This window comes from Rhodanobacter sp. C06, from assembly GCF_002001105.1.
In the GTDB taxonomy this organism is placed as follows: Bacteria; Pseudomonadota; Gammaproteobacteria; order Xanthomonadales; family Rhodanobacteraceae; genus Rhodanobacter_A.
In genome coordinates, this window is record NZ_MUNP01000070.1 from 1 (window position 1) to 24598 (window position 24598).

General features: G+C 68.6%; 20 protein-coding genes and 1 tRNA gene. 11 read left to right on the top strand and 10 right to left on the bottom strand.

Annotation, left to right across the window (positions count from 1 at the left end):
- Positions 1-137: 137 nt before the first annotated feature.
- Positions 138-752, top strand: coding sequence for a hypothetical protein (locus B0E52_RS14790; RefSeq protein WP_139351709.1), 615 nt, complete (start codon positions 138-140; stop codon positions 750-752).
- A gap of 250 nt (positions 753-1002) precedes the next feature.
- Here the strand turns inward: B0E52_RS14790 and B0E52_RS14795 are convergent.
- From B0E52_RS14795 to B0E52_RS14810, 4 genes are all read right to left on the bottom strand, one after another.
- Positions 1003-1092, bottom strand: a tRNA-Ser gene (locus tag B0E52_RS14795).
- A gap of 205 nt (positions 1093-1297) precedes the next feature.
- Positions 1298-1675, bottom strand: a complete 378-nt coding sequence (locus tag B0E52_RS14800; protein ID WP_077485070.1) for an LrgA — start codon at positions 1673-1675, stop codon at positions 1298-1300.
- Positions 1672-2952, bottom strand: a complete 1281-nt coding sequence (gene serS / locus B0E52_RS14805) for a serine--tRNA ligase (protein ID WP_077485072.1) — start codon at positions 2950-2952, stop codon at positions 1672-1674. Before serS ends, B0E52_RS14800 begins: the two co-directional genes overlap by 4 nt.
- Before the next feature lie 168 nt (positions 2953-3120).
- Positions 3121-4458: a replication-associated recombination protein A gene (locus B0E52_RS14810; RefSeq protein WP_077485333.1), complete on the bottom strand. Its 1338-nt coding sequence runs from the start codon at positions 4456-4458 to the stop codon at positions 3121-3123.
- Positions 4459-4651: 193 nt separating this feature from the next.
- Between B0E52_RS14810 and B0E52_RS14815 the strand changes: the two genes are divergently transcribed.
- Complete coding sequence (locus B0E52_RS14815; RefSeq protein ID WP_077485074.1) at positions 4652-7663, top strand: ligand-binding sensor domain-containing diguanylate cyclase; 3012 nt, start codon at positions 4652-4654, stop codon at positions 7661-7663.
- Between the two features lie 13 nt (positions 7664-7676).
- Here B0E52_RS14815 and B0E52_RS14820 read toward each other — a convergent pair whose 3' ends face one another.
- The 3 genes from B0E52_RS14820 to B0E52_RS14830 form a co-directional block, all read right to left on the bottom strand.
- Entirely contained in the window at positions 7677-8366 is a 690-nt protein-coding gene (locus tag B0E52_RS14820; RefSeq protein ID WP_077485076.1) for a YoaK family protein, read from the bottom strand.
- A gap of 18 nt (positions 8367-8384) precedes the next feature.
- On the bottom strand, positions 8385-9047 hold the full coding sequence (gene lolA / locus B0E52_RS14825) for an outer membrane lipoprotein chaperone LolA (RefSeq protein ID WP_077485078.1): 663 nt from the start codon (positions 9045-9047) through the stop codon (positions 8385-8387).
- Between the two features lie 112 nt (positions 9048-9159).
- Positions 9160-9639 (bottom strand): AsnC family transcriptional regulator, encoded by a 480-nt coding sequence (locus B0E52_RS14830; protein ID WP_077485080.1) that lies wholly within the window; start codon positions 9637-9639, stop codon positions 9160-9162.
- 146 nt (positions 9640-9785) lie between these two features.
- Here B0E52_RS14830 and B0E52_RS14835 point away from each other — a divergent pair, with 146 nt between their 5' ends.
- Both B0E52_RS14835 and alr read left to right on the top strand, forming a co-directional pair.
- Positions 9786-11057 carry a D-amino acid dehydrogenase gene (locus B0E52_RS14835; RefSeq protein WP_077485082.1) on the top strand — a complete coding sequence of 424 codons (1272 nt, stop codon included), beginning with the start codon at positions 9786-9788 and terminating at the stop codon, positions 11055-11057.
- Positions 11057-12133: an alanine racemase gene (gene alr / locus B0E52_RS14840; protein ID WP_077485084.1), complete on the top strand. Its 1077-nt coding sequence runs from the start codon at positions 11057-11059 to the stop codon at positions 12131-12133. The genes B0E52_RS14835 and alr overlap by 1 nt, the downstream gene beginning before the upstream one ends.
- 12 nt (positions 12134-12145) lie before the next feature.
- On the opposite strand, the gene B0E52_RS14845 is transcribed toward alr, so the two are convergent.
- Entirely contained in the window at positions 12146-14473 is a 2328-nt protein-coding gene (locus B0E52_RS14845; protein ID WP_077485086.1) for a DNA translocase FtsK, read from the bottom strand.
- Positions 14474-14690: 217 nt separating this feature from the next.
- Between B0E52_RS14845 and trxB the strand changes: the two genes are divergently transcribed.
- The 3 genes from trxB to aat are packed head-to-tail and all read left to right on the top strand — an operon-like array spanning position 14691 to position 17576.
- Complete coding sequence (trxB, locus tag B0E52_RS14850; RefSeq protein ID WP_077485088.1) at positions 14691-15656, top strand: thioredoxin-disulfide reductase; 966 nt, start codon at positions 14691-14693, stop codon at positions 15654-15656.
- Positions 15657-15696: 40 nt separating this feature from the next.
- The gene (locus B0E52_RS14855; protein WP_174575578.1) at positions 15697-16842 is read left to right on the top strand and encodes a GNAT family N-acetyltransferase; all 1146 of its coding nucleotides are present in this window, start codon (positions 15697-15699) and stop codon (positions 16840-16842) included.
- On the top strand, positions 16839-17576 hold the full coding sequence (gene aat, locus B0E52_RS14860; protein WP_077485092.1) for a leucyl/phenylalanyl-tRNA--protein transferase: 738 nt from the start codon (positions 16839-16841) through the stop codon (positions 17574-17576). The genes B0E52_RS14855 and aat overlap by 4 nt, the downstream gene beginning before the upstream one ends.
- On the opposite strand, the gene B0E52_RS14865 is transcribed toward aat, so the two are convergent.
- Both B0E52_RS14865 and ispG read right to left on the bottom strand, forming a co-directional pair.
- Positions 17561-18373, bottom strand: a complete 813-nt coding sequence (locus B0E52_RS14865) for an HD domain-containing phosphohydrolase (protein WP_254426822.1) — start codon at positions 18371-18373, stop codon at positions 17561-17563. The genes aat and B0E52_RS14865 overlap by 16 nt on opposite strands.
- 97 nt (positions 18374-18470) lie before the next feature.
- Positions 18471-19730 (bottom strand): flavodoxin-dependent (E)-4-hydroxy-3-methylbut-2-enyl-diphosphate synthase, encoded by a 1260-nt coding sequence (gene ispG, locus B0E52_RS14870; protein WP_077485096.1) that lies wholly within the window; start codon positions 19728-19730, stop codon positions 18471-18473.
- A 118-nt stretch (positions 19731-19848) separates the two neighbouring features.
- Between ispG and B0E52_RS14875 the strand changes: the two genes are divergently transcribed.
- The 4 genes from B0E52_RS14875 to B0E52_RS14890 all read left to right on the top strand — a co-directional run bounded on the left by B0E52_RS14875 (position 19849) and on the right by B0E52_RS14890 (position 24596).
- Complete coding sequence (locus tag B0E52_RS14875; RefSeq protein WP_077485098.1) at positions 19849-21282, top strand: phospholipase D-like domain-containing protein; 1434 nt, start codon at positions 19849-19851, stop codon at positions 21280-21282.
- Positions 21283-21374: 92 nt separating this feature from the next.
- Positions 21375-22748 carry an exodeoxyribonuclease VII large subunit gene (gene xseA / locus B0E52_RS14880; RefSeq protein ID WP_077485100.1) on the top strand — a complete coding sequence of 458 codons (1374 nt, stop codon included), beginning with the start codon at positions 21375-21377 and terminating at the stop codon, positions 22746-22748.
- 100 nt (positions 22749-22848) lie between these two features.
- Positions 22849-24138, top strand: coding sequence for an MFS transporter (locus tag B0E52_RS14885; RefSeq protein WP_077485101.1), 1290 nt, complete (start codon positions 22849-22851; stop codon positions 24136-24138).
- Positions 24139-24311: 173 nt separating this feature from the next.
- Positions 24312-24596: a CopG family transcriptional regulator gene (locus B0E52_RS14890; RefSeq protein ID WP_077485103.1), complete on the top strand. Its 285-nt coding sequence runs from the start codon at positions 24312-24314 to the stop codon at positions 24594-24596.
- The last annotated feature ends 2 nt before the right edge of the window (positions 24597-24598 follow it).

Genomic DNA, 24598 nt, shown 5'->3' on the forward strand with positions numbered 1-24598 from the left:
CGCAGTGCGCGGTTGGGTGACCTGGACGTTTGCCGCCTACAACCTGATCCGCCTCGGTGGCATCGGCGAGTGGTGGGAACCGTCGCCGACATGAGCAACGGTGGGAGACGTGCGTCCGCAGGGCGGGAAAACGCGCCATGCGCCCACCATCACGACCGTCATGCATAGATCGCGGCTATCGAGAGTGGCGCGAGACGGTGCTTCTCAACAGCCTGCTAGGGAGTGGCCTTTGGGAGAAAGTCCTTTCCCCATTGCTGTCTTTCGCATCCTCAGCGATAGTTGAAACAGTCTCTCGATTCAGCAAAAGCTATCAAGACTCCATATATGCATTGGCCGCCAAGGGCTCCACAAGCAGCGACGCGCTAATCGCCGGACTAATAATCATGACGTTTCTCTTTATGGGGGTGATAATTCTCATAACACCATCCATCAGACGTGGATTCGGGATTATTTTGTCCATCGCCGAGAAGCCTGGAAAGATTCGAATCGTAGTAAACATCCATACCTTTCTTTGTTTTGCAATCGTATTCACTGCAATGCTTGGAATTTCCAAGTTGGAAGTTGCTACAGGCATAGAACGCAAGACGCTTCGCAGCGTCGAAATCCTTCGGCCCATGATTGGAGAGAAGGATTACATTCAATTTCGTTCGGAGTTCTATTCCATGTCCACTAAGGACGATTATTTGCATCTTAAAGTGCAACTGGACGAGAAGGCGAAGTTATACAAGGCAAGGATACCCCTTGATTATTAATCACCTGTGCGATCTATTAGAAGAATGCAGGGAGGGTGGGTGGACGAAGATCCATAAGGCTATGCGAGCGACCTTTCGCAAGCCGCAAGACGAAGACGGCTTCGAACTGGCCAAGATCGTTGCCGAAGGTGATACCGACCTAACCGAGAAGTATCGGGACCGATATGCGGACGGAGGCAATTAAACTCCGCCAGCAAAACTAGATGATCAATCGATGGAAACCACGAAGCAGCTCGACCATTTACGTAAATGGCGGAGAGAGTGGGATTCGAACCCACGGTAGGCTTGCACCTACGGCAGTTTTCAAGACTGCTGCCTTAAACCACTCGGCCATCTCTCCGTTGTCGCTTCCTGCCAAGGCACGCCGCGCGCGCCACTACGGCAGTTTGGTTCCGGGCATCCTGCCCTCCGCCCCTTCGGGGCCAGCGGCTGCACTGCTGTCCACTTTGGCATCCTGCCTTCGCGTCAAGACTGCTGCCTTGAACCGCTCGGCCATCTCTCCGAATTGCTCCGCCAGCTGACTGCTGCAGCCAACGCGCATCCTATCAGGTCCGCCCCGTACCCTGCCCCGCGCGCCCCTTGCGCGACAGCGCGACCAGCGCCCAGATCGTGATCGCGACCGGGATCAGCGCACCGAGCAACGGCAGCAGAATCGCGGGATGGCGGATCGACATCGGCACCAACTGGGTGGCGGCGGCGTAGACCACGATCGCGATACGCAAGGCGCGGCGGCGACGGGCGATCCAGGGACTGGCGAGGATCAGCAGCAGCGCGATGCTGCCCAGCACGATGTCCAGCGTGGGCACCGACCACACGGTGGCGAAGCCGAGGCGGGTGAGGATCACCGAGCCGAGCACCGCCAGCAGGAAGTAGCTGCTCCAGTACTCGACCTTGTCCCAGCCGCGTTGGACCGGTGCGTTCACGCGATGCGCTCCGCGCCGCCCATGTACGGGCGCAGCGCTTCGGGCACGGTGATCGAGCCGTCGGCGTTCTGGCCGTTCTCCATCACCGCCACCAGGGTGCGGCCCACGGCGAGGCCGGAGCCGTTGAGCGTGTGCACCAGTTCGGGTTTGCCGGTTTCCGGGTTGCGCCAGCGGGCCTGCAGGCGACGCGCCTGGAAGTCCTCGAAGTTGGAGCAGCTGGAAATCTCACGGTAGGTGTTCTGGCTGGGCAGCCACACTTCGAGGTCGTAGGTCTTGGCCGAGCCGAAGCCCATGTCGCCGGTGCACAGCAGCACCTTGCGGTACGGCAGGCCGAGCTTCCGCAGCACGGCCTCGGCATGCCCGACCATCTCCTCCAGCTGGGCGTAGGACTCGCTGGCGCGGGCAATCTGCACCATCTCGATCTTCTCGAACTGGTGCTGGCGGATCATGCCGCGGGTATCGCGGCCGTAGCTGCCGGCCTCGGCGCGGAAGCACAGCGTGTGCGCGGTGAGTCGCATCGGCAGCGCGTCGGCGTCCTGGATCGCGTCGCGCACCAGGTTGGTCAGCGACACCTCGGCGGTGGGGATCAGGTAGCGCTTGCTTTCGCCCACCTGGGTGGCGAACAGGTCCTCCTCGAATTTCGGCAGCTGGCCGGTGCCCAGCATGCTCTCGGCGTTGACGACCACCGGCACGTTGCATTCGAGGTAGCCGTGCTCGCCGGTCTGCAGGTCGAGCATGAACTGCGCGAGCGCGCGGTGCAGCCGCGCCAGCTGGCCGCGCAGCACGGTGAAGCGGGCGCCGGAGAGCCTGGCGCCGGCGTCGGCGTCCAGCCAGCCATGGCGGGCGCCGAGGTCGACGTGGTCCTTCACCTCGAAGTCGAACGCGCGCGGCGTGCCCCAGCGCAGCTGTTCGGCGTTCTCGGTCTCGTCCTTGCCCAGCGGCACGGACTCGTGCGGGATGTTGGGGATGCCCAGCGCGATGTCGGCGAGCTTTGCCTGCACTTCGGCCAAGGCGCCCTCGTTGGCCTTGAGCTTGTCGCCGAGGCCGGCGACCTCGGCCATCAGCGGCGCGACGTCCTCGCCCTTGGCCTTGGCCTGGCCGATCGCCTTGGAGCGGGTATTGCGCAGGTTCTGCAGCTCCTGCGTCTCGGTGGACAGCCGCTTGCGCTCGGCCTCGAGCGACTCCACCGCGGACACGTCGAGCTCGAAGCCGCGGGTTTCCTTGAGGCGTGCTGCGGTTTCGGCGAGGCGCGAACGCAGCAGGGCGGGATCGAGCATGGAGGATGTCCGGATCGGGGTTGGAGCGGTGAATTATCGTCGCCGCGCGCGGGTGGCCGCAATGCAAGGGCTTGCCACGCCTCGCCCGGATGCCAGCCGTGGGTCGGGCTTCAGCCCGACACATCAGGCGAGTCGGGATGAATCCCGACCCACGAGGGCGTCAGCCAGTCATTTGCCGCGTGCCTTGCGCCTCGACTCGCGCAGCGCCAGCAGCTTCTCGCGCAGCTGCAGTTCCAGACCGCGCTCGACCGGCTCGTAGAACACCGTGCCGTCCAGCGCGTCGGGCAGGCATTGCTGGTCCAGCGCGATGCCGCCCTCGGCGTCGTGGTCGTACTGGTAGCCCTTGCCGTAGCCCAGGCCCTTCATCAGCTTGGTGGGCGCGTTGCGCAGGTGCATGGGCACCTCCAGCGTGCCCGTGTCGCGCACCGCGGCGCGGGCCTGGTTCCAGGCCGTGTAGGCGGCGTTGCTCTTGGGCGCCACGGCCAGCCAGATCGCCAGCTGGGCCAGGCCCAGTTCGCCCTCGGGGCTGCCGAGGCGTTCGTAGGTGTCCCAGGCGTCCAGCGCCATGCGCCAGGCGCGCGGTTCGGCCAGACCCACGTCCTCCACCGCCATGCGGGTCATGCGTCTGGCGAGGTAGCGCGGGTCGCAGCCGCCATCCAGCATGCGCGCCAGCCAGTACACGGCGGCATCGGGGTCGGAGGAGCGCACGGATTTGTGCAGCGCCGAGATCTGGTCGTAGAACTGCTCGCCCTGCTTGTCGAAGCGGCGGGTGCGGTCGGCCAGCACCTGTTCCAGCGTGGCCTGGTCGATGCGCTGGCCTTCGGCCAGTTCGGCGGCGATTTCCAGCAAGGTGAGCGCACGGCGCACGTCGCCGTCGGCGGCGTGGGCGATCAGCTGCAGCGAGGCATCGTCCACATCGAGTTGCTGCGCGCCGAGACCGCGTTCCACGTCCGCCAAGGCACGCCTGAGCGCGGCGACGATGTCGTCCGCCGACACCGCATCCAGCACGTGCACGCGGCAGCGCGAGAGCAGCGCGGAGTTCAGTTCGAACGAGGGGTTCTCGGTGGTGGCACCCACGAACAGGATCACGCCGCGTTCGATGTGCGGCAGGAAGGCGTCCTGCTGGGTCTTGTTGAAACGGTGCACCTCGTCCACGAACAGCACGGTGCGCCGACCCTGGGCGAAGTTGCCCTCGGCCTCGGCCAGCGCCTTGCGCACCTCGGGCAGGCCGGAGAGCACGGCCGAGATCGCCTTGAAATCGGCATCGGCGTACTGCGCCACCAGCAGCGCCAGCGTGGTCTTGCCGCAGCCGGGCGGCCCCCACAGCACCATGGAGTGCAGCCGGCCCGCCTCCAAGGCGCGGCGCAGGGCGCGGTCCGGCGCCACCAGGCGGCGCTGACCCACGATCTCGTCGAGGTTGCGCGGGCGCATGCGCTCGGCCAGCGGCTTCAGCGCCTCGGGTTCGGCGAACAGGGAGCTCGCCGGCTGGAAGGGGTTGCGGGGCATGGTCTCCATGATACGGCGTGCGACCCTGCCCCGCCCCGGGAAAGCGCCCCGCCAGTTATCATGTCGCCGGGAACGGCGCACCACGCAAGGAGCCGCGCATGTCCGGGGGAATCCACCGCCAGCTTGGCCTGCACCGCCATCGCCGAACGCGTGGCGGCGTGGCGGAGCGCTGCGCTTGAGGCGGGCTGCCGGCATGCGCGCGGCCCTGCTGGCCTTGCTGCTGATGCTGCTGCCGTGCGCTCGGCTGCATGCGGCAACGGCCGCCGCCGACCGCTGGCTGCCGCTGGAACGGCAGTGGTTCGACGACGTGGGCATGGCCGAGGGCCTGCCGCATTCCATCACCACCGCGCTGGCGCAGGATCGCGACGGCCTGCTGTGGATCGGCACCATGGGCGGCCTGGTGCGCTACGACGGCTACCGCGTGCAGGTGTTCGAGCTGGCCGATGCCGCGGCCGCCGGCCTGCCCGACACCTACGTGCGCAGCTTGCTCGCGCTGCCGGACGGCGGCCTGCTGGTGGGCACCAATGCGGGTGGGCTGGCGCGCTTCGACCCGCAGACCGGCCGCTTCCGCAGCTACCCGGTCGGCCCCGGCGGCACCGGCAATCGCAAGATCTACGCGCTGGCGGCGGACGGCGACAGCGGTGTGTGGATCGCCACCGACAGCGGGCTGGATCACCTGGACCTTGGCAGCGACCGCATCGCGCCGGTCGACACCGGACCGGCCGCACCGCGCAACTTCGCCGTATTCCAGGATCGTGCCGGCAACCTGTGGCTGGGCAACGACAAGGGTCTGTTCGTGCGCTACGCCGGCAGCAAGGCGTTCGTACGCCCGGAGCATCCCGCGGGCGTGGTCGACCAGGTGCTGCACGACGAGATCTGGGCGGTGCGCGAAGACGCCGAGGGACGGCTGTGGGTGGGCAGCGTGCAGATGGGCGCGATCTACCGCGAGGCCAACGGTAGCTGGCGCACCATCCCCGGCTTCAGCGGCTACGACGGCACCGCACGGCAGGCCACCGTGCGCGACTTCCTGGAGGTGCGGCCGGGCCGGATGTGGATCGCCACCGACGGCGACGGCATCGTCACCTACACCGCCGGCGACGCCGACACGCGCGTGCTCGACCACGACACCTCGCTGCCCTCCTCGCTGCCCGGCAATTCCGTGCGCGCGCTGCTGCTGGGACGCGCCGGCAACGCCTGGGCCGCCACCGATCTCGGGGCGGCGCGCAGCAACGCCGGAGCGAACATCGCGTTCCCCATGCTGCCCTCGTCCGACCTCGCACACTCGCTGGCCAACCCGAACGTACGCAGCATCCTGGTCGATGCGCGCGGCCGGATCTGGCTGGGCATGGCGTCGGGCGAGATCGACATCATCGACCCGCTCACCGGCACCGTGCGCCACCTGAAGCTGACCGGCAAGCAGCTGCGCCGCGACGTGCAGAGCCTGGCCGAGGCGCCGGACGGCTCGATCTGGGTCGGCACCCAGGGCATGGCGCAGATCGATCCCGACACGCTGGCCGTGCGCGACGCGATCCTGCCTGCACTGGGCGACAGCCCGGTGCTGAGCCTGCTGCGCATGGGACCGTACATGCTGATCGGCACCTACAACGGCGTGTTCCGCTATGACTCGCGCAACGGCCAGCTGGTCCACTACCGCCACGTCGCCGGCCAACCCGGCAGCCTGGTCAGCGACACCGTGCGGCAGATCGTGCGCGTGGGCACGGCGGTCTGGTACGCCACCAACAACGGCATCAGCGTGGCGCGCGACCCGCTGCAAACCACCGGTTTCGTGAACCTGGTGCAGCACGAAGGCGATGCCGCCAGCCTGCCCCAGAACCTGGTCGACTCGATCGCCGTCGATACGCGCGGCCGCGTGTGGGCGGGCACGCTGGGCGGCCTCGCCATGCTGCCGCACGGCAACGACCCGCCTTACCGATTCCAGCACCTCGGCACCGCCGCCGGGCTGGCCAGCGACAAGATCACCGCCCTGCTGCCCGACGACGACGGCAACCTGTGGGTGAGCAGCGCCAACGGCATCTCGGTGGTCGGCGGACAGAGCCTGCGCATCCGCAACCTCGGCGTGCGCGACGGCCAGCACATCTCCAGCTACATCTACGCCGCCGCCGCGCGCATGCCCGACGGCACCCTGCTGTTCGGCGGCCTCGGCGGCCTCACCGTGGTCCGCCCGCTGTGGCGCGGTCCCGACGACCCGCAAGTGCCGCTGCGCATCACCAACGTGCTGGTGAACGGGCACCCGCTTCCGTTCGGCCGGCTGCCCGGCGATCGTGGCACGCTGGCGCTGTCCGCGCACGAACGCAGCCTGCGCCTGGACTTCGCCCTGCTCGACTTCCAGGGGTCGCAGGAGACCACCTACAGCTACCGCATGGCCGGCTTCGACGACGGCTGGATCGAGGTGCCCAAGGGCGGCACGCCCAGCGCGATCTATACCAACCTGCCGCACGGCCGCTACGTGCTGCACCTGCGTGCGGTGCCGCGCGGCCTGCACGCGCGCGCGGCCGAAAGCACGCTGGCGATCAGCGTGGCACCGCTGTGGTACGAGACGCTGTGGGCGCGCCTGCTGGCCGTCGTGCTGCTGCTGACGCTGGTGGTGCTGCTGGTGCAAATGCGCACGATCTACCTGCGTCGCCGTGCCTTGCAGCTGCAGAAGCAGATCGACGTGCACACCCGCGAGCTGATCGCCGCCAACCGGCGCCTCGACCTGCTGGCCGGCACCGACGAACTGACCGGCGTCTGCAACCGCCGCCGCTTCCTGGAACTGGCCGAGGGCGTGCGGCGCTACGCCGACACGGCCCCGGCCTGTATCGCCCTGCTCGACCTGGACCGCTTCAAGCGCGTCAACGACGAGTTCGGCCACCTGGCCGGCGACGCGGTGCTGCGCGCCACCGCCGGCGTGATCTGCCAGCAGTTGCGCGCCGGCGACCTGGTCGGCCGCTACGGCGGCGAGGAACTGGTGCTGTGCCTGCCGAACAACTCCGGCGCCAAGGCCATGGAGATCGCCGAGCGGATCCGCGTCGCGCTGCGCGGCACGCGCACCTGGCACGAAGGTCGCGCGATCACCATCACGGTGAGCATCGGCGTCGCCGAGCTGCGGCCCGGCGAAGGCATGACCTCGTGGCTGTCGCGCGCCGATGCGGCGCTGTACGAATCCAAGCACCGCGGCCGCGACTGCTGCACGTTGGCGGTCTGAGCACGCGGCTTGTTCAGCCGTCCGGCGGGCCCGCCCTGCTCAGCGTGTATTGGCGATACAGGCCATAGCCCAGGCCGCAGACCCCGGTGAGCGTGGCGGGGATCAGCAGGCTGCGCTGTTGCAGCAGCCGGAACAGGCCGGCGCCGACGATGCTGCCAAGCATGAAGCTGGCCGCCACCAGCGTGCAGACGCGCAACCGCAGCCGATCCACCGGCAGGCCGCGCAGCAAGTGGCCGAGGTAGATGCCAAGGTCGGTGAAGATGCCGGTGACGTGGGTGGTGCGGATCACCGCGCCGCTGTAGGCACTGACCATGCCGTTCTGCAGGCCCATGCCGACCGACGCCAGGTACAACCCCGCCGAATTCGCCGCGTCGAGCAGCGGCACGGCGGCAAACAGCAGCGCCGACTCCAGCACCAGCGCCACGCCGTAGCGCCGCCCCAGCTGCAGCGTGCTCTGCTGCACGATCATGCCGCTCAGCGTGGCGCCGAGCACGAAGGCCGCGATCGCCAGCGCCCAGTGCAGCGCCTCGCCGTGCTCGCCCTGGCCCAGTGCGACGCCGAGCAGGCTGGTGTTGCCGGTCATGTTGCTGATCGACTCGTGCCGGAAACCGAGATAACCCACCGCATTGACCTGGCCCGCGATGAAGGCCAGCACGGCCGTGCCGAACCAGGCCCAGCGCGGCAATTGGCGCAGCACCGGCATGGCGTCAGTTCCGCAGCGTCAGTTCTTCAACGGCTGCACCTGCAGCACCGGTGCGTCGCCGATCACGTCGGCGCCCTTGGGCGGCACGAAGGTGAACACCGCAGGCGGGATCGCCACGTTGCGCTGCCAGTGCGAGAAGCGGATGTCGGTGGTGGAGCCGAGCTGGTCCTTGAACGTCATCCGCGCGAGGCCATTTGCGTCGAAGCCGAGATCCGCATAGGCGAACTGCGGGTCCTTCGCGGTGGAGGTGAGCCGCAGCCAGGCCAGGCCGTCGCGCTCGCCCTGCTCGCTGACCTTGAACTCGCGGTCCATCTGCTTGAGGTCGGTGAGCACGGTGAGCGGGCTGTGCGCCTCCTCGCTGGACTGGATGCGCACGGTGACCTGCTCCAGCTCGGGGTCGTACATCCACACCCGGCTGCCGTCGGCCACGATGGTCTGCTTGTACGGCGCGGTGGTTTCCCAGCGGAACTGCCGCGGCGCCTGCAGCGCCAGCGTGCCGGTGCTGGTCTTGCCGGCGTTGCCGTTCGGGTCGACCAGGGTCTGGCTGAAGTCGCCGGTGAGCGAATGCAGGCCGGTGGCGAAGGCGTCGAGCCGGGTGCGCGCGGCGCCGGTGGCGGCTTGGGCGGCGGTGCCCAGCGACAGCAGCGCGAACGCGGCCAGTGCAAGCTTGAAACGTTTCATCGGATTCCCCGCGACGTGACGATGGGTGCCATTGTCGCCGCTGCACGCTTAACACGCACCCTCAGAGCCTGTTCACGATCTCCCCATGGCCCGGGAGATCATGAGCAGGCTCTCACTCGTTCACCGGCAGGCACAGCGTCTCCTTGACCTCTTCCATCACGATGTAGCTCTTGGATTCGCGCACGTGCGGCAAGGTCAGCAAGGTGCTGCCGAGCAGCTTGCGATAGGAAGCCATCTCGCTGATGCGCGCCTTGATCAGGTAGTCGAAGTCGCCGGACACCAGGTGGCATTCGAGCACGTTGGGCAGGCGCAGCGCGGCGCGGCGGAACTCCTCGAAGATGTCGCCGGACTTGTAGGCAAGGCTGATCTCCACGAACACCAGCAGCCCGGCCTTGACGTACTGCGGGTCCAGCCGGGCGTAGTAGCCGGTGATCACCTGCTCGCGCTCCAGCCGGCGCACGCGCTCGGTGCACGGCGTGGTGGACAGGCCGACGCGCTCGCCCAGCTCGGTGAAGGAAATCCGCCCCTCCTGCTGCAGGATCTTCAGGATTTTCCGGTCGATCTTGTCCAGTTCGCGGGGTCGGGACGGCATGGGGCTCTGGCTCCGGCGGGTCGTAACGGGAAAATCTCCCGCCATTTTCGTCCAACACGGGAAAAACCACCACTTGGCGGCGAATATACTGTGCGATTCATCCGCTGCGCAGCGCTTGGCGCAGGGAATCTGGCCAGGAGGAAACGATGCGGATACTGATGCTCGGCAGCGGCGTGATCGGCGTGACCAACGCGTGGTACCTGCGCCAGGCCGGACACGAGGTGACCGTGCTGGACCGCGAGGCCGGCCCGGCGCTGGAGACCAGTTTCGCCAATGCCGGCCAGCTGTCGTTCGGCTACACCTCGCCATGGGCCGCGCCCGGCGTGCCGCTGAAGGCGATCAAGTGGCTGTTCGAGGCGCATGCGCCGCTGTCGATCCGCCCCACCGCGAACCCGGACCAGTACCGCTGGCTGTGGCAGATGCTGCGCAACTGCAGCGCCGCCCGCTACGCCGTCAACAAGGCGCGCATGGTGCGCCTGTCCGACTACAGCCGCGACTGCATCAACGAGCTGAGCCGCGCCACCGGCATCGACTACGAGGGGCGCCAGCTCGGCACCACGCAGCTGTTCCGCACCCGGCAGCAGCTCGATGCGGCGGCCCACGACATCGAGGTGCTGCGCGAGTACGGCGTGCCCTACGAGGTGCTGGACCGCGCCGGCATCGTCAAGGCCGAACCGGCGCTGGCGGCCACCGTCGACAAGCTGGTCGGCGCGCTGCGCCTGCCGATGGACCAGACCGGCGACTGCCAGCTGTTCACGCGCAAGCTGGCGGCGCTGGCCGCCGCGGCCGGCGTCGAGTTCCGCTACGGCCAGGAAGTGGGTGGCCTGCAGCGCGACGGCGAGCGCATCGCCGGCGTGCGCATCGGCGACCGGCTGGAAAGCGCCGACGCCTACGTGGTCGCGCTGGGCAGCTGGTCGCCGCAACTGCTCGCGCCGCTGGGCCTGCGCCTGCCGGTGTACCCGCTCAAGGGCTATTCGCTGACCGTGCCGATCACCGACCCGGACGGCGCACCGACCTCCACCATCCTGGACGAGAGCTACAAGATCGCGGTCACCCGTTTCGACGACCGCATCCGCGTCGGCGGCATGGCCGAGGTGGTCGGCTACGACCGCTCGCTGAACCCGCGCCGGCGCGCCACCCTGGAAAAGGTGGTGAACGACCTCTACCCGCGCGGCGGCGACCTCGCCCGCGCCATGTTCTGGACCGGCCTGCGCCCGGCCACGCCGGACGGCACGCCGGTGGTGGGCGCCACGCCGTACCGCAACCTCTACCTCAACACCGGCCACGGCACGCTGGGCTGGACCATGGCCGCCGGCTCGGGCCGCTACCTCACCGACCTGATCGCCGGCAGGACCCCGGCGATCGACCCCGAAGGCCTGGACATCTTCCGCTACCTCGGCCAAGCGGGGCGGCACTGATGCGGCCCGCGCAAGCCCTGATCGACCTGGCCGCGCTGCGCCACAACTACCGGCTGGCGAAGAAGCTGGGCGGCGGCAAGGCGCTGGCGATCGTCAAGGCCGACGCCTACGGCCACGGCGCGGTGGCCTGTGCACGTGCGCTGGAAGCCGAGGCCGACGGCTTCGGCGTGGCCTGCATCGAGGAGGCGCTGGAACTGCGTGGCGCCGGCATCGCCGCGCCGATCCTGCTGATGGAAGGCTGCTTCGATGCCGACGAACTGCCGCTGGTCGTCGAGCACGACCTGTGGATCGCGGTGGCCTCGCCCGAACAGCTCGAAGCGGTGCTCGCGTTCGAGATCCACGCCACCCTGCACATCTGGCTGATGCTGGACAGCGGCATGCACCGGCTGGGACTGTCGCCCGAGGATTTCCGCGCCGCGCACGCACGCCTCTCCGCGCGGCCGAACGTGGCGCCGCTGGTGCTGATGAGCCACCTCGCGCGCGCCGACGAGCTGGACAGCCCGCGCACGCTGGAGCAACTGGACAACTTCCGCCGCGCTACCGCCGGCCTCGCCGGCGAAACCAGCCTGTGCAACTCGGCCGCCGCGCTGGGCTGGCCGCAACTGCGCAACGACTGGGCGCGCCCGGGGCTGATGCTGTACGGCGCCGATCCGCTGCATGGGCAGCCCCACGAGCACGCCGACGAGCTGCGCGCGGTGATGACGCTGCAGTCGCGCGTGTTCCTGGTGCGCGAGATCGCCGTGGGCGAACCGGTGGGCTACGGCGCCCGCTTCGTCGCCCAGCGCCCCACCCGCGTCGGCGTGGTGGCGATGGGCTATGCCGACGGTTACCCGCAATACGCCCCCAACGGCACGCCGGTGCTGATCGACGGCCAGCCCGGCCACACCATCGGGCGCGTCTCGATGGACATGCTCACCGTCGAGCTCACCGACCATCCGCAGGCCGGCGTGGGCAGCCTGGTGCAACTGTGGGGTGACACGCCGCGCGTGCCGGCGCTGGCGCCGCTGTGCAACACCAGCGCCTACCGGTTGCTGTGCGCGCTGAAGCGCGTGCCGCGCCGCTACGTCAACGGCTGATCGGCACGCGGGTCAATCCCTGGGCGGTGGTGGTGCCAGCACTTCACGGTTGCCGTTGTGCTGCGGGGCGCTGACCACGCCGTCCTGCTCCATCTGCTCGATCAGGCGCGCGGCGCGGTTGTAGCCGATGCGCAGGTGGCGCTGCACGCCCGAGATCGAGGCGCGCCGCGTCTGGGTGACGATGGCCACGGCCTTGTCGTAAAGCTGGGAGTCGGCGTCGCCGCCTTCTTCGCCTTCCTGCGGCAGGCCGGCGTCGTTGATGAACTTGCCGTCGCTGGTGGCCTGCACTTCCTCCAGCACGCCCTCGATGTACTGCGGTGCGCCCTGCGCCTTCAGCCAGTTCACCACGTTGTGCACCTCGTGGTCGTCCACGAAGGCGCCGTGCACGCGCTCGGGCGTGGCGGTGCCGGGCGGCAGGTAGAGCATGTCGCCGTGGCCGAGCAAGGCTTCCGCACCGGACTGGTCGAGGATCGTGCGCGAGTCGATCTTGCTCGATACCTGGAATGCGATGCGGGTGGGGATGTTCGCCTTGATCAGGCCGGTGATCACGTCCACCGACGGGCGCTGGGTGGCCAGCACAAGGTGCACGCCGGCGGCGCGCGCCTTCTGGGCGAGGCGGGCGATCAGCTCCTCCACCTTCTTGCCCACGATCATCATCATGTCGGCGAACTCGTCGATGATGATCACGATGTAGGGCAGCGGTTCCAGCGGCTCCGCGGCGAGGTTCGGCATCTCGGGGTTCGGCCGGAACAGCGGGTCCAGCAGCGGCTGGCCGGCGTTCTCGGCGTCCTTCACCTTCTTGTTGAAGCCGCCCAGGTTGCGCACGCCCACCGCGGCCATCAGCTTGTAGCGGCGCTCCATCTCGGCGACGCACCAGCGCAGCGCGTTGGCGGCCTCCTTCATGTCGGTGACCACCGGCGCCAGCAGGTGCGGGATGCCCTCGTAGACGCTGAGTTCCAGCATCTTCGGGTCGATCATGATCATCCGCACGTCTTTCGGGCTGGCCTTGTACAGCAGCGAAAGCACCATCGCGTTGACCGCCACCGACTTGCCCGAGCCGGTGGTGCCGGCCACCAGCAGGTGCGGCATCTTGGCGAGATCCACCACCACGGGCTTGCCGCCGATGTCCTTGCCCAGCGCCAGCGCCAGCGGCGACTTGGTCTGGTCGTAGCGGTCCGAGCGCAGGATCTCGGAGAGGTACACGATCTGCTTGCGGGTGTTGGGGATCTCCAGGCCGATCACGTTCTTGCCGGGGATCACGTCGACCACGCGCACGCTGACCACGGAGAGCCCGCGCGCGATGTCCTTGTCCAGGCTGGACACCTGCGAGCCGCGCACGCCGGCGGCCGGCTCCAGCTCGAAGCGGGTGATCACCGGGCCGGGGTAGACGCCGACCACCTTGGCCTCGATGCGGAAATCCTTGAGCTTCAGCTCGACCTGGCGCGACAGCACTTCCAGGGTTTCCTCCGAGTAGCCCGGCCCCTGCTCCGGCGCCTCGTCCAGCAGCGACAGCGGCGGCAGCTCGCCGGGCGCGGAGGCGCCGGTGAACAGCGGGATCTGCGTCTCCAGCTTCGCGCGCTCGCTCTTGGCCACCGGCGCGGGCGGTGTCTCGATGCGCACCGGCTCGCGCTTGGCCTGCTTCACCGCCTCGACCTTCTTCGCCGTCTCGCGCTCGGCGCGCGCCTGCTGCGCCTTGAGCGCATCGGGCGCCGCGCGCAGCTTGCCGCGCAGCCACTCGACCGCACGCAGCGTGGCCTGCCCGGTCCAGTCCATCAGTTTGAACCAGGACAACCCGGTGGCCAGCGTCACCGCCACCAGAAACAGCGCCAGCAGCAGCAACGGTGCGCCCTTCTCGCCGAACGCGGCAAGCAGGCCATGCGCCACCGCGCTGCCGATCACGCCGCCGGCGCCTTGCGGCTCCATCGTGCTCTGCGGAAAGTTGAGCCAGCTCAGGCCCGGTGCGGTGATGAAGAAGAACACCGCGCCGATCAGGCGCAGCGAGGATTCCCAGGGGTGCACCGGCTGCACGCCGCGCTGGCGCAGCACCTGCACGCCCAGCAGCAGCAGCAGCAGCGGGAAGCAATAGGCCACGCCGCCGAACAGGTAGCGCAGCAAGTCGGCGACGTAGGCGCCCACCGTGCCACCGAGGTTGTGCACGTGCGCCGCCGCGCCGACATGCGACCAGCTCGGATCCTGGGCGTCGTAGCTGAACAGGCAGACCAGTAGGTACAGCGCCAGCGGCAGCAGCACCAAGGCACCCGCTTCGCGCAGGCGACGCTTCAGCTCGTCGCTGAGCGGAGTGCGTTCCGTTTTCTGTTTGACGTTTGCGCTGCGCGCCACCGGTGGGGGCTTCCTGTTGCCGTATTCCCGGCAAGTCTACACAGGCGGCGCGGGCTTCCATAGCTGGCCGATCCGCAGCCGCGGAATCTGCCCCCACGGCTTGAATCGGCCGCCTGCCTTCCCCATCCTTGCGGATCGGCATCCCCGATGATGCAACCTTCGTGGCGGTCGTGGCGAATAGCCACGCAAACCGCCAGCCACCCTGAGGAACCCGCGCATGACCGCCACCCCCAAGCACACCCGCCTGCTGATCCTCGGCTCCGGCCCGGCCGGCTACACCGCCGCGGTGTACGCCGCGCGCGCCAACCTCAAGCCGACCATGATCACCGGCCTGCAACAGGGCGGCCAGCTGATGACCACCACCGACGTGGACAACTGGCCGGGCGACGTGGAGGGCCTGCAGGGCCCGGCGCTGATGCAGCGCATGGCCGAGCACGCCGAGCGCTTCCACACCGAGATGATCTTCGACCACATCCACACCGTGGACCTGAAGCAGCGCCCGTTCCGGCTCAAGGGCGACTCCGGCGAATACACCGCCGATGCGCTGATCGTGTCCACCGGCGCCACCGCGAAGTACCTCGGCATCGCCAGCGAGGAGAAGTTCAAGGGCAAGGGCGTGTCCGCCTGCGCCACCTGCGACGGCTTCTTCTTCCGCGAGCAGGAGGTGGTGGTGATCGGCGGCGGCAACACCGCGGTGGAGGAAGCGCTGTACCTGGCCAACATCTGCAGCAAGGTCTACCTGGTGCATCGCCGCGACAAGCTGCGCGCGGAGAAGATCATGCAGGACAAGCTGTTCGAGAAGGCCGCCGCCGGCAAGATCGAGCTGGTGTGGAACCACAGCGTGGACGAAGTGCTGGGCGACGACTCCGGCGTCACCGGCGTGCGCGTGAAGGACGTCAACTCCGGCGCCACCCGCGACATCGCCGCCACCGGCTTCTTCGTGGCGATCGGCCACACGCCGAACACCGGCATCTTCGAAGGCCAGCTCGACATGCACGACGGCTACATCCGGATCCACAGCGGCCAGAGCGGCATGGCCACGCTGACCTCGGTGCCCGGCGTGTTCGCCGCCGGCGACGTGGCCGACCACGTCTACCGCCAGGCGATCACCTCGGCCGGCTTCGGCTGCATGGCCGCGCTGGACGCCGAGCGCTGGCTGGACCAGCAGAAGCCGGCGGGCTGATGCAGGACGCCCCGCCGCTCTGGTACGCCGGAGCGGCGCCATGGATAGCTGGCATCATCATGCCGTGATCGAAGCGCGCTTCCACGAGAACATTGCCGACATCCCGGCCGCCGACTGGGATGCGCTGCGTCCCGACGGCAATCCCTTCGTCACGCACGCGTTCCTGCACGCACTGGAAGACAGCGGCTGCGTGCGCCCGGCCTGGGGCTGGCAGGCGCATCACCTCGGCCTGTACGAACACGGCCGGCTGCGCGCCGCCGCGCCGCTGTACCTCAAGGGCAATTCGCACGGCGAGTTCGTGTTCGACTGGAGCTGGGCCGCCGCCTGGGAGCGCGCCGGCGGCGACTACTACCCCAAGCTGCTATGCGGCGTGCCCTACTCGCCGATCCCCGGCCCGCGCCTGCTCGCCCGCGGCGACGCCACGCTGCAGCGCGCGCTGGTCGCGGCACTGCGCCGCGAGGCGGAACGCCTGAATCTGTCCTCGGTGCACGCGAATTTCCTGTGCGATGACGAGGCCGCCTTGTTCGGCGCGGACTGGCTGGCCCGCTCCGACGTGCAGTTCCACTGGCACAACCGGGGTTGGCGCGACTTCGACGATTTCCTCGCCGCGCTCAACCACAAGAAGCGCGCGAACATCCGTCACGAACGCGCCCGCGTCGCCGCCGGCGGACTGCGTGTGGAATGGCGCGGCGGCGACACGCTGGACGCGGCCGAATGGGACGCGGTGCATGCGCTCTACCTCGCCACGTTCGACGCCAAGGGCAACCACGCCGCGTTGACGCCTGGGTTCTTCCGCCGGCTCGGCGGCCTGGCGCAACTGGCGCTGGCCCGAGACGCGGACGGCATCGCCGCGATGGCGCTGTTCCTCGAAGGCGACGGCGTGCTGTACGGCCGCTACTGGGGCAGCCGCATCGAAACGCCCGGCCTGCATTTCGAGCTGTGCTACTACCGCGGCATCGAGCACGCGATCGAACGGGGCCTGCAGCGCTTCGAACCCGGCGCGCAGGGCGAGCACAAGCTGGCACGCGGCTTCCTGCCCGTGCGCACGCACTCGCGGCACCTGCTGCTGCACGAGGGTTTCCGTGCGGCCGTGCGCGAGGCGTTGCAGCACGAAGCCGAATCGATGGACGACTACGCGCGGGAGCTGGCTGCACACAGCCCGTATGCGCAAGGCGATGCGCGATGATCCGCCTGCCCGAGCTCGATCCCGCCACACCCGAGCGCTTCCCCGATCCGCGCACTGCGCTGTGCGAACCGAACGGCCTGCTCGCCTTCGGCGGCGACCTCGCGCCCGCGCGCCTGCTGGCCGCCTATGGCCAAGGCATCTTCCCGTGGTATGGCGACGAGGAACCGATCCTGTGGTGGTCGCCCGATCCGCGCTGCGTGTTCCGCACCGGCACGCTGCGCATCAACCGCAGCCTGCGCCGGCAACTGCGCGGCAAGTCCTGGCGGGTGACCGTGGATCGCGCGTTCGAGGCGGTGATCCACGCCTGCGCCGCGCCACGCGACGGCCATGCCGGCACCTGGATCCTGCCCGAGATGATCGATGCCTACGTCGCGCTGCACCGGCTCGGCCACGCGCATAGTGTCGAGGTGTGGGACGGCACGCGGCTGGTCGGCGGTGTCTACGGCCTGGCCGTCGGCCAGCTGTTCTGCGGCGAGTCGATGTTCAGTGCCGAGAGCGGCGGCTCCAAGCTCGCCCTGATGGCGCTGGCCGACCTGCTGCGGCAATGGGGTTGGCCGCTGATCGACGCGCAGGTGGCGAATGCACACACCCTGGGCCTGGGTGCCGAGGAAATCCCACGCGAACGCTATCTGCATGAGGCCACGCGTCTTGCCGCGCTGCCCGGCCGCGTGGGTAGCTGGGCCGACGCCGCGGCACTGCAGTCCCAGCCGGGCGCGACTCAGGCGGCCTGCTGAGCCGGCGCCGCCGCCTGCTTCAGCGCCCCGTAATGGGCGAGGAACAGCTCGACCAGCCGCGGGTCGAGCTGGCTACCGGCGACCTCGCGCAGGTAGTCGAGCACCCGCGCTTCCGGCCATGCCGGCTTGTACGCGCGCTCGGTAATCAGCGCATCCCACACGTCGATCACGCTGAAGATGCGGGCGGCCAGCGGAATCGCCTCGCCGCGCAAGCCCTGCGGGTAACCGCTGCCGTCCCAGCGCTCATGATGGCCATACGGCACCGCGCTGGAGCCGCGCAGGAAATCCACTTGCTGCAGCAGCTCGTGGCCGATCCACGGGTGCTGGCGCATCAGCGCAATCTCGCCCTCGTCCAACGGGCCGGGCTTGGTGAGGATCGTGTCCGGCAGCGCCAGCTTGCCGATGTCGTGCAGCAACGCACCCAGCCGCAGCTCGTCCAGCGCGCGGCCGCGCACGCCGTCCAACCGCGCCAGCTCGGTAGCCATGCGCGCCACGCGTTCGGAGTGATGGCCGGTCTCCTGGTGGCGCACGTCCATCGCCGTCACCAGCACGCGCAACGCCTGTTCGCGCCCCTGGCGCAGTCGACGGTTGCCTAGCTGCAGCCGTTGCACGTCCTTCCGGATCATCCAGTACAGCATCGCACCGGTGACCAGCACGAAGATCCAGCCCTTCAGTGTCTGCAACTCCATGCGCAGGTTCGCATCCGGCACCAGCGCGTCCAGCGCGCGGTCGGAGCACCAGATCCAGATCGCCGCGAACAACACGTACACACCCGCGATGCGCAGTGGCGGACTCATCCGCATGGCTGCGATTCCCCCGGCCTGTTGAAGTGTCTATTCCGCCACGCCCCGGCACGGTCGTCGAGGCGCGACTACCGACCCTGCGATGGATGTCTCACCCGCCGCGCGCAGAGTACTTGCGCGCCACGTAGTCGTCGAGGATGCCCACGAACTCGCTGGCGATGTGCTCGCCGCGCAAGGTCATCGCCTTCTCGCCGTCGATGAACACCGGTGCCGCCGGCGCCTCGCCGTTCCCCGGCAGCGAGATACCGATGTTCGCGTGCTTGGATTCGCCCGGCCCGTTCACCACGCAGCCCATCACCGCCAGCGTCATGTTCTCCACGCCGTCGTACTTCACCCGCCACATCGGCATGTTTTCGCGCACGTGCTCCTGCACGGTCTTGGCCAGCTCCTGGAAGAACTCGCTGGTGGTGCGGCCGCAACCCGGGCAGGCGGTGACCAGCGGCGTGAACGAACGCAGGCCCATGGTCTGCAGCAGTTCCTGCGCCACGATCACCTCGCCGGTGCGCGAGGCGCCCGGTTCGGGCGTGAGCGAGATGCGGATGGTGTCGCCGATGCCTTCCTGCAACAACACGGCGAGAGCTGCGCTCGACGCGGTGATGCCCTTGGAGCCCATGCCGGCTTCGGTGAGGCCCAGGTGCAGCGCGTAGTCGCAGCGCGTGGCGATGTCGCGGTACACCGCGATCAGCTCCTGCACGCCGGACACCTTGCACGACAGGATGATGCGCTCGCGCGGCAAGCCGATCTTCTCCGCCAGCACTGCCGAATCCAGCGCCGAGCGGATCAGCGCCTCGCGCGCCACGTGGCTGGCATCCCACGGTTCGGCGCGGGTGTGGTTCTCGTCCATCAGCGTGGCGACCATCGCCTGGTCCAGCGAACCCCAGTTCGCACCGATGCGCACCGGCTTGCCGTACTGGATCGCCTTCTCGATGATCGCGCCGAACTGCGCGTCCTTCTTCTTGCCGAAGCCCACGTTGCCGGGGTTGATGCGGTACTTCGCCAGCACCTCGGCGCAGGCCGGTTCGGCTTCCAGCAGCTGGTGGCCGTTGTAATGGAAGTCGCCGACGATCGGCACGTCCACGCCCATCATCGCCAGCCGCTCGGCGATACGCGGCACCGCCGCTGCCGCCGCCGGCGTGTTCACCGTGATGCGCACGATTTCCGAACCCGCGCGGGCCAGCTCGGCGATCTGCTTCGCGGTGCTGACCGGATCTTCGGTGTCGGTGTTCGTCATCGACTGCACCACGATGGGTGCGCCGCCGCCCACCAACACCTTGCCAATCTGCACCCCAACGCTGGGACGACGCGCCATCGGCTCGGCCGCGCGCGGTTTCGGGGTAGAGGATTCGTTCATGCAGGCAACCGGAAAAGACTGCCGCGCGACGTCGCGGCGCAGGCGACAAGCATAACGGAACGTCCATGACCGCAAGGCGAAAACCGGCGAATGTGCATGGCATGGCACACTGCCCGCCATGCCCGCGACCTCGCCGTTGTCGTCCCCCGCCACCCGCCTGCTCGCCGAACAGGCGCTGAGCCGCAGCGCTGGCGCACCGCTGCTGGGCGGCAATACGGTGGAGCTGCTGATCGATGGCGAGGCGCATTTCGCGTCCTGGCTGGCCGCGATCCGTGGCGCGCAGCGCTGCGTGCTGCTGGAGAACTACATCATCCGCGACGACGCAGTCGGCCGCGCGTTCCGCGATGCGCTGGCCGAGCGCGCGCGCGCCGGCGTGTTCGTGGCCGTGGTGGCCGACTGGATGGGCTGCCTCGGCCAGTCCGGCCACACCTTCTGGCAACCGCTGCGCGCCGCCGGCGGCGAGGTGCGCATCTTCAATCCGCCGCAACTGGGCCAGCCGTTCGGCTGGATCAGCCGCGACCACCGCAAGCTGCTGGTGGCGGACGGCACGCAGGGTTTTCTCTCCGGCGTGTGCATCAGCGCGAAATGGCTGGGCGACGCGCGACGCGGCGTGCCGCCGTGGCGCGACACCGGCGTGGCGCTGCGCGGCCCGGTGGTGGCGGAGATGCAAGCCGCATTCGCGCAGAGCTGGGCCGAGACCGGTGCCGAACTGCCGCCCTTCGCGGCGACCGGCGACAGCGCGGGCGGCAACGTGGCGCTGCGCCTGATCGCGACGCAACCCGCCAGCGCCGGCATCTACCGGCTCGACCAGATGATCGCCGCACTGGCACGCAAGACGCTGTGGCTCACCGACGCCTACTTCGTGGGCACCGCACCCTATGTGCAGGCGCTGACGGCCGCCGCGCGCGACGGCGTGGACGTGCGCCTGCTAGTGCCGGGCACCAGCGACATTCCCATGGTGGCCAGCCTGTCGCGCTCGGGCTACCGGCCGCTGCTCCAGGCCGGCATCCGCGTGTTCGAGTGGAACGGCTCGATGCTGCACGCCAAGACGGCGGTGGCCGACGGCCAGTGGGCGCGGGTGGGCTCGTCCAACTTGAATCTCGCCAGCTGGCTGAGCAACCGCGAGATCGATGTGGCGATCGAGGACGCCGGCTTCGCCGCGCGACTCGCCGCGCAGTACGAACAAGACCTGGGCCACGCTACCGAGATCGTGCTGAGCCCGCGCCGTCATCGTCGCGACAAGCTGCGCGGCGCCAGCGAACGCCCACCGCGCGCCCATCACGACGGCGGCAGCTCCAGCCGCGCTGCCACCGGCGCGGTCCGCCTCGCCAACCGCATGGGCGCGGCGCTGATCGACCAACGCGTGCTGGGCCGCGCCGATGCCGGCCCGCTGGCGCTGGGCGCGCTGGCCCTGCTGCTGCTCGCCGTGCTGGCGTGGCGGTGGCCCGCCGTGCTGGCTTGGCCGCTGGGCGTGATCTGCGCGTGGCTGGCGCTGAACCTCGCCATCCGCGCCTGGCGCGAACGGCGTCGCAAGCCCGATCCCGACGACTGACGGTACATCAGGCATCACCTGCACAACATCCGCCAAGCCACTGTTATACAAGCCTCTGCGGCCAGTGTCAGACGTGCTAGGCTCGCGCTCTCATGCACGCACCCGACGACCACGCTGCCCCACCCCGCCACATCCTCACCCCCAGCACACTGAACCGGCTGGTGCGCGGGCTGCTGGAAGACGCGTTGCCGCTGGTATGGATCGAGGGCGAGTTGTCCAACGTGGCGCGTCCCGCCTCGGGGCATCTGTATTTCACGTTGAAGGACGGCGGCGCCCAGGTGCGCTGCGCGATGTTCCGCCCGAAGAACGCGGCACTGCGCTTCAAGCCCGCCGATGGCATGCAGGTGCTGCTGCGCGCACGGGTGGGACTGTACGAGCCGCGCGGCGAATTCCAGCTGGTGGCCGAATCCATGGAACCGGCCGGCGAAGGCGCGCTGCAACGCGCGTTCGAGCAACTGAAGGCCAAGCTCGACGCCGAAGGCCTGTTCGACCCCGCGCGCAAACGCCCGCTGCCCCGCTACGCACGGCGCATCGGCGTGATCACCTCGGCCACCGGCGCGGCGATCCGCGACGTGCTGAGCGTGCTGTCGCGCCGCTGGCCGCTGGCCGAAGTGGAAGTGCTGCCGGTGCCGGTGCAGGGCCGCGAGGCCCCGCCCGCCATCGTGGCCATGCTCGACAAGGCCTCGCTCGCCGCACGCCACGACGTGCTGCTCGTCACCCGCGGCGGCGGTTCGCTGGAAGACCTGTGGGCATTCAACGACGAAGCCGTGGCCCGCGCGATCCACGCCTGCGCCATCCCGGTGGTGACCGCGGTAGGCCACGAGGTGGACTTCAGCATCGCCGACTTCGTCGCCGACCTGCGCGCCCCCACGCCCTCGGCCGCCGCCGAACTGCTGGTGCCCGACGCGCAGACCACGCTGCGCCACCTGCGCCAACTGCAGCAACGCCTTGCCACGCTGCAACAGCACCGCTTGCAGGCGCTGGGCCAACGTGTCGACCACCAACTCGCGCGCCTGCAGGCACAACGCCCGCAGGCACGGCTGGCGCGCGACCGCGAACGCCTCGCCCACCTGCAACACCGCCTGCGCGCCGTGCTGCGCGAACGCCGGCAAGGTGAACGCACAAGGCTGGATCGCCTGCATGCGCGCCTGCTGGCGCGTCACCCGCAGCAGCGCCTGGCGCTGCTCAAGCAAGGCCTCGCCACCCAATCGCAACGCCTGCGTCAGGCCATCACGCGCACGCTGGAACGCGAACGTCAGGCACTGCAACAAGCCGCCCGCACCCTGCATGCGGTTAGTCCACTGGCCACACTGGAGCGTGGCTACGCGATCCTGTTCGATAACGAGGGCAAGGTGCTGCGTTCGGTGCAGGGCGTCGAACCCGGCACCGCGTTGCGCGCGCGGCTGGCAGATGGGGAGTTGCCGTTGCTGGCAGATAAGCACAAGCCTTCGAAGCCAAACGGATAAGTGAGCCTGACCACGTTTTTTGAACGGTGGGGTCGGCGATGGGTGTACGCTGCACGAGTTCTCACCCGATCCAGCTTGAATCAGCTGTAACGGAGGGTGCATGCACCGAACCGTTGCCGATCCCTCGCTGCGCATGCCGCGCTGGCTGCTTGTGACGCTGATCCTGCTCGCCCTCTCGGTGTTCATCAATTATATCGACCGCGGCAACCTGGCAACCGCGGCGCCGCTGATCAAGGATGAGCTCGGCCTCTCGGCGACGCAGCTCGGTTTCCTGCTCACGGCATTCTTCATCACCTACATGCCGATGCAGTTCGTGGTGGGCTGGCTGGCGGATCGCTTCGGTGCCGCCCACGTGCTGCTGGCTGGTTTCATCGTGTGGTCGCTCGCGATGGCGTTCACCGGCTTGGCGCACGGGTTCACGACCCTGGTCGCGCTTCGAGTGCTGCTGGGCATCGGCGAGTCGGTCTTCTTCCCGACGTCGTCGATCATCATCGCGCGTTGTTTCCCGGAGTCCCGGCGCGGCATGGCCAATTCCGTGGTCATGGCGGGCATGGCGTGCGGCCCGGCGTTCGGCATTTTCTTCGGCGGCCTGCTCATCGCGGTCTACGGATGGCGTGCGTTCTTCATCGGCTTCGGGCTGGTCAGCCTGGTCTGGATCATCCCGTGGCTCGCAATCGCGCAGTCCCGCCTCGTCGAGCATCGCGCTGAAGCAGGCGGAATTCCGCCCGCCACGCGAACCATCCTATGCGAGCGATCGCTGTGGGGCGCCAGCCTGGGACATTTCTGCGCAAACTATGTCTGGTACTTCGTGTTGTCGTGGATTCCGTACTATCTGGTGCACGAACGCCACTGGTCGATGACGCAGATGGCGACGATCGGCGGAAGCGCCTATCTGCTGATGGCATTGACGACCATGCTCACCGGCTGGTTCTCGGATCGCCAGATCGCCGCGGGTGCCTCTCCCACCACAGTGCGCAAATCGCTCCTGGGCGCAGGCTGCGGCCTGGCGGCGGTGTGCATCGTCGGTTGCGCCGTGACCGGCACGGAAACCTCGGTGCTGCTGCTCTTGCTGGCATGTGCTGCATTCGGGCTGATTTCCCCGAACATCTATGCCGTCGCCCAATCGCTTGCCGGCGCGAGCGCTGCCGGCCGCTGGGTCGGCATCCAGAATGGCATCGGCAACATCGCCGGACTGGTCGCGCCGTTCCTGACCGGCGTGCTGGTGGATCGCACCGGCAACTTCCTGCTCGCGTTCCTGATCGCGGCGGCGGTATGCCTGCTCGGAGCAATCGCCTGGATATTCGGCGTCGGACCGGTGGCGCAGATCGATTGGGCACGGCGGCATCGACCGCCGGCATCGGTGGATCCGACGATCGCATTCACCGATTGACGCCTGGCAACGGCAAGCTGAGCGAGCAGGTGCCGCGCATGAACCAAAAACGGGTCACTTCCTAGCTGGCCGTTGGACCTGCTCAGATGGGTGCGGACACAGCTTCCACCACCAGACCTCGACGTAGCACATCCGTGCTACATTCACTCTAGGCCCACCATCCAAGCCCTCCCATGACCACCACGACCATCCGCCTGCCCGACGCCCTGAAATCCCGTGTGGCCGCCGCGGCGAAGCAGATGGGCACCACGCCGCATGGTTTCATTCTCGAGGCCATCGCCGAGAAGGCCGAGCTTGCCGAGCGCCGCGCCGGCTTCGACGCCGAGGCGGAACAGCGTTACGCCCGCATCGTCGCCACCGGCAAAACGATTCCGTGGGACACGATGCGCGACTATCTGGAAGGCAAAGCCGCCGGCAACGCCACGCGCCGCCCTTCCCCGCGCAAGCTCGCGAAATAACG

Bases quoted from the DNA above. Each gene is read 5' to 3' on its own strand.
- B0E52_RS14790 (WP_139351709.1), top strand. From the start codon at position 138: ATGCGCCCACCATCACGACCGTCATGCATAGATCGCGGCTATCGAGAG.
- serS (WP_077485072.1), bottom strand. From the start codon at position 2,952: ATGCTCGATCCCGCCCTGCTGCGTTCGCGCCTCGCCGAAACCGCAGCA.
- B0E52_RS14810 (WP_077485333.1), bottom strand. From the start codon at position 4,458: ATGCCCCGCAACCCCTTCCAGCCGGCGAGCTCCCTGTTCGCCGAACCC.
- B0E52_RS14815 (WP_077485074.1), top strand. From the start codon at position 4,652: ATGCGCGCGGCCCTGCTGGCCTTGCTGCTGATGCTGCTGCCGTGCGCT.
- B0E52_RS14820 (WP_077485076.1), bottom strand. From the start codon at position 8,366: ATGCCGGTGCTGCGCCAATTGCCGCGCTGGGCCTGGTTCGGCACGGCC.
- lolA (WP_077485078.1), bottom strand. From the start codon at position 9,047: ATGAAACGTTTCAAGCTTGCACTGGCCGCGTTCGCGCTGCTGTCGCTG.
- B0E52_RS14830 (WP_077485080.1), bottom strand. From the start codon at position 9,639: ATGCCGTCCCGACCCCGCGAACTGGACAAGATCGACCGGAAAATCCTG.
- B0E52_RS14835 (WP_077485082.1), top strand. From the start codon at position 9,786: ATGCGGATACTGATGCTCGGCAGCGGCGTGATCGGCGTGACCAACGCG.
- alr (WP_077485084.1), top strand. From the start codon at position 11,057: ATGCGGCCCGCGCAAGCCCTGATCGACCTGGCCGCGCTGCGCCACAAC.
- trxB (WP_077485088.1), top strand. From the start codon at position 14,691: ATGACCGCCACCCCCAAGCACACCCGCCTGCTGATCCTCGGCTCCGGC.
- B0E52_RS14855 (WP_174575578.1), top strand. From the start codon at position 15,697: ATGGATAGCTGGCATCATCATGCCGTGATCGAAGCGCGCTTCCACGAG.
- aat (WP_077485092.1), top strand. From the start codon at position 16,839: ATGATCCGCCTGCCCGAGCTCGATCCCGCCACACCCGAGCGCTTCCCC.
- B0E52_RS14865 (WP_254426822.1), bottom strand. From the start codon at position 18,373: ATGAGTCCGCCACTGCGCATCGCGGGTGTGTACGTGTTGTTCGCGGCG.
- ispG (WP_077485096.1), bottom strand. From the start codon at position 19,730: ATGAACGAATCCTCTACCCCGAAACCGCGCGCGGCCGAGCCGATGGCG.
- B0E52_RS14875 (WP_077485098.1), top strand. From the start codon at position 19,849: ATGCCCGCGACCTCGCCGTTGTCGTCCCCCGCCACCCGCCTGCTCGCC.
- xseA (WP_077485100.1), top strand. From the start codon at position 21,375: ATGCACGCACCCGACGACCACGCTGCCCCACCCCGCCACATCCTCACC.
- B0E52_RS14885 (WP_077485101.1), top strand. From the start codon at position 22,849: ATGCACCGAACCGTTGCCGATCCCTCGCTGCGCATGCCGCGCTGGCTG.
- B0E52_RS14890 (WP_077485103.1), top strand. From the start codon at position 24,312: ATGACCACCACGACCATCCGCCTGCCCGACGCCCTGAAATCCCGTGTG.